The organism is Campylobacter sp. BCW_6873, from assembly GCF_001762365.1.
GTDB classification, from domain to species: Bacteria; Campylobacterota; Campylobacteria; order Campylobacterales; family Campylobacteraceae; genus Campylobacter_D; species Campylobacter_D jejuni.
Genome location: NZ_MJWS01000109.1, coordinates 1 through 6,453 on the forward strand (window position 1 = coordinate 1; position 6,453 = coordinate 6,453).

The window sequence follows — 6,453 nt, forward strand, 5'->3', positions numbered from 1 at the left end:
GCTTTTAGCTAAACTCTCAAAAACAGGTAAAAAATCCTTATCAAATCCGCTAATTTCAATTTTTATAGCCATTTGTATCCTTTCTTATATAATTTTTATTTTTATTATACCATAAAGGGTTTTGTTGTAAAATTGGAAAAAACTTTTTTTATATATAAAATTACATAAATAAGACAATCAAAATACAATATAAAAGATTAAAGAATAGTAAAAACGGTTTTTTAAAAAAACTAATATAAATATATGGCTAATTATATAATTAATCCTCCTCTAAGCCATCATTAATTCCTGCTTCTGCAAGTTCAAGCTGTTCTTTTTGATACACTTTATCATCTTTAAAGGCTTCAAAACTTTTTTCCCATAAAACCTTTCTTTGCTCTATATATTCTTGATCTTTACACATATTAATCCTTTTTATTTATCAGGTTTAAAACCACTATCTAAAATTATTTTTGTCATTGCACCTTTAAGTTTATCAAAACGATTTAAAGCTTGCATATTGCTAACTCTAAGCAATCTTATTTTATCATCTTTTTTATAAAACACTTTAAAAACTTCATCACTTTGTTTGTGTTTTACCATATCATCTAAAGTAGGACTATCTATGAATTCATATTCTTTGGTAAAATCTTCATTTAAAACATCGAATAAATCTTGTTTATAAGCATTTGATGAATGGGGATCGCAAGAATGAACATCAATAATATAATCTTGTATATTTTTTTGCATAGCAAATCCTTTAAAAAATAGTATAAATTTTTATTTTTAGAATGACTTAAAATCTTTTTTTAATTTTTATAAATATTAAGGATATTATTTTTTTATATTATGTTGATGATCTTTTTTATCAAAGTCATAAAATGTAACAAATATGGCTACGGCTGTTGCAAAAGCTAAAATAATATATTGTCCTAATGAATGAGATAAATCCATATTGTTTCCTTTGTAATATGTTATTTTAACATATAAATTATAATAAAAAAGAAAAAAATAAAATGAAAATAATAAGAAATTGATTTTTTATTATTTATTATGATAATCTTATTTGAGTACTTTAAAAAGCTTAGAGTATAAAGTGTTGTGATGTAGCTTTTAAAAAGAAGAATAAAAACAAAGAAGCAGAAAACACCCTTATAAAAATTATTAATTATATTCACTAACCATAGATGTAATAAAAAATATTGAGTAAAATATAATCAAAACAAATTTCTATTTATTTTTATAAAAACTGCATTTTTAAATTTGCTATGTTATAATTAAAAAAAGGTTGTATAAATATGAAAAATTATTATATTTCAGAAGGTGTAAAAGCTTTATTTTCTATCTATTTTAAAGATCAAACTGAAGAAAATTTCATTAAAGCTCTTAACGAATTTGCTAAAGAAAGCCAAATAAATTCTCAAGAAATAAAAGACAAATCTTTTAGAGAATTTAAAGAAGCCATTTCTAAATTACCAACTATAGATCTTTTGAATACTAGATTTGATAAGCTTGAAAATTCAGTTGACAAGCTTGAATATTCAGTAGGTGCTAAACTTGATAAGCTTGAATATTCAGTAGGTGCTAAACTTGATAAGCTTGAATATTCAATAGGTGCTAAACTTGATAAGCTTGAAAATTCAGTTGATAAGCTTGAAAACAAACTAGATAGCTTTAAAAGAGAAGTTAGAACATATGTAATTATTCTTGCTGCTTTAATGTTTATTTTACAGCCCACAATTTTTGATTTAATTTTGTCTATCTTTAAATCATTTCTAAGACAATAAGGTTTTTAACTTTTACTTTCGTTAGTGTGTTTATCATTGAGATAATGAGCTACTAAAACCAATATGCCAAAAACGAGAGTGATAGCACCAATTAAAATAGCTATATTATAACCATCCATTTTTTCTCCTTTTTTCAAAAAAGTTCAATCTTTAAGAAAGATTGATGATAATGCAACTACCGTTAAAATTAGCAAACTTTCAATTAAAATAATAAAAGCTCTACTATCGCCTGTATTTATAAACAATCCTATGCCAATAGATTCCATGAATCTTAAGATTGCTTTTGTGGGTATTTTTGTAAATATTGCTATTTTTTTGAAAAAATCTTTCTTTTTTCTCCTTATCTTATAACAAAAAAATGCTAAAAGTCAAGGGATATTAATATCCCTAGTGGAATAAAACTATCCCACCTTAGGGTTAAGTTACACTAGATTGTTTCTAGTGTGAGAGTATTATTTTAAATGTTTTACCATAAAGTCCATTATTGCCCAAACACTTGAAATTATAGTGGCAATGCTAACAACACAAGCTCCTATAAGCCAATAGATTCCTTGTTGTTTTAATGAACTTATTGATAGTTTGATTTCACTTTGTAAGGAACTTTCCATTCGTTTGATTTCGGCTTCAAGTCCTTTAGTCTCAGATTGGAATAAATCCTTGCTAACCAACTCATTTCTTATTTGCTCAATGGCTTCTTGCTTTAAATTCCCAAAATTAAGCCTTTGCGTTGTTGCTCTATCATTAGCAAATTCTTCAAAAGCTTGAATGAGCTTTTTAGCTTGATTAGTATCTGAAAAAATACTTTCCAATAATGCTTTAAAGCTCTCATTGAGTGTAATTTCTTTTTTCATGGCATATCCTTGCATACTAACTCCTAAATTATAACATATTTTCATGTGCGTTCTTAGGCTACATTTCCAATTTGCTTCCACCATGTTTTTTTCTCAGAGTGAAATCTATAACCTAATTGCTTGATTTTTTCATTTAAACCATAGGTATTTCTTACAATTCAATAATAACCATCTTCATTTTTCACTTTGAGTCCCAAAGATAACAAAACTTGTCTTTCATCTTCGCTAAAAGTTGTAGCGTTTGATTGTGAAAAGTTTTGTGAGAAATCAACTTTCTTTTTGTTTTCATGAGTATTGTTTTGGTAAGCTTCAATATCGATAACAATATCGCTACTTTCAGTAACTCCAACACCCATTTCTTCAGCAGAATATAATCCACTAAGTTGGAATTTTACCACTAGCCCAAGTATTTATTGTAGAAGCAAAGACATCTAATTGTCTTCCTAATTCAGTTTGAGTAATGTTTAACTCTTTACACACTTCTTTAATAATATTTTCTTTCTCTTCTGTCATGCTAATCCTTTATTTTAGATTAATATTTTTTAATAATAATTTTTTCATTACTTTTCAGAAATGAAAGGATTTGGCTCATTTTTTGAGTTTCCCTATCTTAGTGCAGGGCTTATTATATTTTCTACTATTTTATTTTTAATCATTTCAAAATCTTTGTCATTGATTTTTCCTATGTAAGTTTTTATTCTTTTAGTATCAAAAACTCTCATTTGTCTTAAAAGTACAACTTGTAAAGTACCTTTATTGTCCTTAAATTTGTGAAATAAAAAGCCTTTTTTGTTTTTAGTCTTAGAACTTAAAGGTGCGCCTAAAAATGTGCCATTATAAAAACTATTCACTATCAAAACAGGACGCGTAAAAAACTCATTTTTACCTTAAACTTCAGCACCGATATTTAAACCAATGCTAAGCCAATAAATCTTTTTTTTACACTAACTTTTCTGATTAATTTTACTTTGTTTAAGCTCTTTTTTCGTTCGTTCCAGCTGTCAAATTGCACTTCGTTCGTTTTATTCCTTTATATCTTTTGGCATAATGCTATGTAGTGCCGTAAGCAGAAGTTTTATCTTTAAATATTTCTTTTCTCTATTTTTCTAAGTTTTTTCATTGTTTCTCCTGTCTTTTTAAAAGATTTGTTTTTCAACTAATTTTCTCTTTCTTTTTTTAATTTATTGGTATTTTGGTTTATGATTTATATAAAAAGCAAGATCCTTATTATAACAGTTCCATTTTTTAAATAGCGAAAAATGAAAGAAGTGATAAAGATTTTGAGATTTTTCCATGTATAAAATAAGGCAGATTTTTATTTTATCAATAGCAATTATTATTAAAAAAAATAGCAGAAAATTTCATTTGCCTATATTAATGTAACTTTTTATTACAATCAGCATTTTCAAAAAACTTTATCATTATTTCAGCCTAAATTTTATCATTTAAAATTAAACTTGATATAAATCTTTTCGTATACTTTGCTCGCTCGATTTAAATATATAAAAGCATAATATTGAATAACCTCTTTTAATACTATGTAATTTTAAACAAGGCATGGTTTTTGATAAAATTTTTAGATGAAAAAATCTACAAGCTTGATTGTTTTATTGATTAATTCCAAAACAAGAACTAAAAATTAACAATCTTAGTCTATTAAAATTCTTTTTATACAATTAAAAAATAATTATTATATACTAATGTGAAAATATGGATAATACGCAAAAATATGCAGCTATAGATCTTAAGTCATTTTATGCTTCTGTTGAATGCATTTTAAGAAAATTAGATCCTCTAAATACCAATCTTGTAGTTGCGGATGAAAGTAGAACTGAAAAAACAATATGTCTTGCGGTATCTCCCGCATTAAGATCTTATAATATATCAGGCAGATTAAGACTATTTGAACTAATACAAAAAGTAAAAACAATCAATTACGAGCGCTTAAAAATTGCTAAATATTTCAGTGCAAAATCATACAATCATCTTGAACTAATAAATAATCCCAATTTAGAGCTTGATTACATTGTCGCAAAACCTAGGATGTCAACATATATAGACTATAGTTCTAAAATCTACAGTATTTATTTAAAGTATTTTGATCCAAAAGACATTCATATTTACTCCATTGATGAAGTATTTATTGATTTAACTCCTTATATCAAACATTATAAGCTATCTGCTGACAAACTCATTGAAAACATATTATTTGAAATTTTAAAAACAACTCAAATAACAGCAACTGCGGGAATAGGAACAAATCTTTACTTAGCAAAAATTGCAATGGATATATTAGCCAAAAAACAAAATATTAATAAAGATGGACTTTGCATAGGGTATTTGGATGAAATGCTTTATAGAAGAAAATTATGGCAACACACGCCCATAAATGATTTTTGGCGTATAGGCAAAGGATATGCAACAAAACTAAAAAGCATAGGTATTAACAATATGGGAGATTTAGCAAGATACTCTCTTAATAACGAGGATAAACTTTATCAAATTTTTGGAGTAAATGCTGAGTTATTAATCGATCATGCTTGGGGGTTTGAAAGCTGTACAATGCAAGCTATTAAAGAATATAAAAGCAAACATATCTCTAAGGTAATGGCTAAGGTTTTGCCTAAACCTTATAGTTTTAAAAAAGCTAGAGATATGCTTAAAGAAATCGTCGATCATATGGTTCTTGAGCTAATTGAGCAAAATTTAACATGCAATCAAATCGTTTTAGATGTACAATATGATAAAGAAAGCTTAGAGAAGGTACAAAGCTACAATGGTCCAATGAGTAAAGATTCTTATGGAAGATCTATTCCAAAAAATGCACATTCAACAATCAATTTGGATTACCACAGCTCTTCCTTGGAAACTATTTACAATAAAGGTTTAGAATTGTTTGATTTAATAGTTAATGCTGATTTTTTAATTAGAAAAATAAGTCTTACTCTTAATAATGTTGTAAAAAATGACACAATAAAAAATTTTAAAGAACCCAATCTTTTTGCCGACATAGAACAGAAGGAAAATAAAAATTTTATAAAAGAAGAGAAATTACAAAAAGCTAGACTCGCGATTGTTCACAAATATGGAAAAAAATCTATTTTTAAAGCCTCGAGTCTTGAAAATGGCTTAAAAATTAATTCGCAAATAGGAGGACACAATGCCTAATAACCACGATGATATTATTAATATTAAATACAAAAAATCTACAAAATATCCTCTTATGCCATTAGAAAAAAGAGCGGCACAGTTTGCTCCATTTTCAGTGCTTAAAGGATTTGATGAAGCAATTGAAAAAAAGAAAAAAGAAGTGGAAAGAAAGCTTGAAAAGTCTATCTATATAAACGAGTAATCATGTTTTTATGAGAAAAATATTTTAGATATAAAAATCAATTAAAAACAAGTAAAAAAATAAGTATTTTTTATACTACTTTTATCTCTATATATTTTAGACTTAAAATAAAATTAATTAAAATTAGTATTAAAATTTTTATCTTTTTTTTCTGTGAATTTTCATATAAAAAATATTGTTTTTTAAATGATTAAAAAAATAAAAAAATTATCTTGTACTTTTCACGAGCAAAAATTCAAAGAGAAAATTACAGCAAAACTATATTTATTTTGATTTATTTTTTTTGTTTTTTTATCTATCATTTTTTATTTTTATTTTTATTTTTTTACCTATCTTCACTCTAAAATTTTTGTAAATTTTTCAATTAAAAAATACTCCAAATCCAAACCCACGAAAAGACAAAAAATAGTTTTAATTAAGCATTAAAAAGTCTAGGTTTAAGCAAGGGCATTTTTATACCTACCCTAAAGCAAAGAATGCCTAT

9 protein-coding genes are annotated in these 6,453 nt (G+C 25.7%); 3 read left to right on the plus strand and 6 right to left on the minus strand.

The features are described from left to right. Nucleotides 1–259 precede the first annotated feature (259 nt). Complete coding sequence (locus AJ932_RS10620) at nt 260–403, minus strand: hypothetical protein (protein WP_002807233.1); 144 nt, start codon at nt 401–403, stop codon at nt 260–262. Nucleotides 404–414: 11 nt separating this feature from the next. After that, nucleotides 415–729 (minus strand): hypothetical protein, encoded by a 315-nt coding sequence (locus tag AJ932_RS09830; RefSeq protein ID WP_002807232.1) that lies wholly within the window; start codon nt 727–729, stop codon nt 415–417. A 548-nt stretch (nt 730–1,277) separates the two neighbouring features. Here AJ932_RS09830 and AJ932_RS09835 point away from each other — a divergent pair. Next, nucleotides 1,278–1,766, plus strand: coding sequence for a hypothetical protein (locus AJ932_RS09835; RefSeq protein WP_070278810.1), 489 nt, complete (start codon nt 1,278–1,280; stop codon nt 1,764–1,766). Nucleotides 1,767–2,218: 452 nt separating this feature from the next. On the opposite strand, the gene AJ932_RS09840 is transcribed toward AJ932_RS09835, so the two are convergent. From AJ932_RS09840 to AJ932_RS10925, 4 genes are all read right to left on the minus strand, one after another. Then, on the minus strand, nt 2,219–2,617 hold the full coding sequence (locus AJ932_RS09840) for a hypothetical protein (RefSeq protein ID WP_243833553.1): 399 nt from the start codon (nt 2,615–2,617) through the stop codon (nt 2,219–2,221). Nucleotides 2,618–2,775: 158 nt separating this feature from the next. Further along, nucleotides 2,776–3,015 (minus strand): hypothetical protein, encoded by a 240-nt coding sequence (locus AJ932_RS09845; protein ID WP_243833554.1) that lies wholly within the window; start codon nt 3,013–3,015, stop codon nt 2,776–2,778. Next, the gene (locus AJ932_RS09850) at nt 2,996–3,130 is read right to left on the minus strand and encodes a helix-turn-helix domain-containing protein (protein WP_070261078.1); all 135 of its coding nucleotides are present in this window, start codon (nt 3,128–3,130) and stop codon (nt 2,996–2,998) included. Before AJ932_RS09850 ends, AJ932_RS09845 begins: the two co-directional genes overlap by 20 nt. A gap of 92 nt (nt 3,131–3,222) precedes the next feature. Continuing rightward, the gene (locus AJ932_RS10925; RefSeq protein ID WP_070261079.1) at nt 3,223–3,468 is read right to left on the minus strand and encodes a type II toxin-antitoxin system PemK/MazF family toxin; all 246 of its coding nucleotides are present in this window, start codon (nt 3,466–3,468) and stop codon (nt 3,223–3,225) included. An 859-nt stretch (nt 3,469–4,327) separates the two neighbouring features. Between AJ932_RS10925 and AJ932_RS09860 the strand changes: the two genes are divergently transcribed. Both AJ932_RS09860 and AJ932_RS09865 read left to right on the plus strand, forming a co-directional pair. After that, nucleotides 4,328–5,785 carry a DNA methylase gene (locus tag AJ932_RS09860; protein ID WP_070278811.1) on the plus strand — a complete coding sequence of 486 codons (1,458 nt, stop codon included), beginning with the start codon at nt 4,328–4,330 and terminating at the stop codon, nt 5,783–5,785. Beyond that, nucleotides 5,778–5,969, plus strand: a complete 192-nt coding sequence (locus AJ932_RS09865) for a hypothetical protein (RefSeq protein ID WP_060787623.1) — start codon at nt 5,778–5,780, stop codon at nt 5,967–5,969. The genes AJ932_RS09860 and AJ932_RS09865 overlap by 8 nt, the downstream gene beginning before the upstream one ends. Nucleotides 5,970–6,453: the final 484 nt, after the last annotated feature.

Excerpts from the sequence above, each read along its gene's own strand:
- AJ932_RS09850 (WP_070261078.1), bottom strand. The coding sequence starts at position 3,130 with ATGACAGAAGAGAAAGAAAATATTATTAAAGAAGTGTGTAAAGAGTTA.
- AJ932_RS09840 (WP_243833553.1), bottom strand. The coding sequence starts at position 2,617 with ATGAAAAAAGAAATTACACTCAATGAGAGCTTTAAAGCATTATTGGAA.
- AJ932_RS10620 (WP_002807233.1), bottom strand. The coding sequence starts at position 403 with ATGTGTAAAGATCAAGAATATATAGAGCAAAGAAAGGTTTTATGGGAA.
- AJ932_RS09830 (WP_002807232.1), bottom strand. The coding sequence starts at position 729 with ATGCAAAAAAATATACAAGATTATATTATTGATGTTCATTCTTGCGAT.
- AJ932_RS09860 (WP_070278811.1), top strand. The coding sequence starts at position 4,328 with ATGGATAATACGCAAAAATATGCAGCTATAGATCTTAAGTCATTTTAT.
- AJ932_RS09835 (WP_070278810.1), top strand. The coding sequence starts at position 1,278 with ATGAAAAATTATTATATTTCAGAAGGTGTAAAAGCTTTATTTTCTATC.
- AJ932_RS09865 (WP_060787623.1), top strand. The coding sequence starts at position 5,778 with ATGCCTAATAACCACGATGATATTATTAATATTAAATACAAAAAATCT.